This is a genomic window from Thalassospira sp. A3_1, from assembly GCF_017744215.1.
Lineage (GTDB): Bacteria > Pseudomonadota > Alphaproteobacteria > Rhodospirillales > Thalassospiraceae > Thalassospira > Thalassospira lucentensis_A.
Window position 1 is genome coordinate 1 of sequence record NZ_JAGHQQ010000011.1, and the last position, 577, is coordinate 577.

Sequence of the window (577 nt, forward strand, 5' to 3'; positions counted from 1 at the left end):
AGATTTCATGCGGCTTATCGCGATCTTGCGAGAATACGGCCTGCCCGTCCGGATCGGCTTTGAAGCGACTGGCAACTATCATCGGGTGCTGATGTATCATTTGGGCGTCGCCGGGTTTGACTTGAAGCTGGTGTCCTCAGTCGCTTTGGCCCGGACGCGGGAGGCGCTGCACAACAGCTGGGACAAGAACGATCCGAAGGATGCTCAGGTCATTTTGCACATGCTACAGATCGGTGCGGTGCAGATCTTTCAGGACCCGATGGTGGCCGGGACGAACGACATTCAGGAATTGTCCAAAACCCATGATGCGGTGTCGCGGTCCAAGACCGAGCTGTGGCATCGCATCCTGACCCATTACCTGCCGCTCTATTTTCCGGAAGCTGACCGTTTCCACCGCAGTTCGCGCACAGACTGGTTCCTGGCTTTCCTCGAGATGTTTCCGTCCCCGCACATGATCTCGGCCATGACCAAGGAGGAGTTCACCAAGGCGGCATGGGAGGTGGTCGGGCGCAAAGTGGAGAAGGCGCTCATGTTGTCAGACATTTACGAGACGGCGAAGACTTCTGCGGGGCTGCCT

General features: G+C 57.5%; 1 protein-coding gene. It reads left to right on the forward strand.

What is annotated here, in order from left to right; genetic code table 11:
* The coding region (locus J7395_RS20815) for a transposase (RefSeq protein ID WP_209223610.1) at positions 1-577 on the forward strand (577 nt) is incomplete at both ends.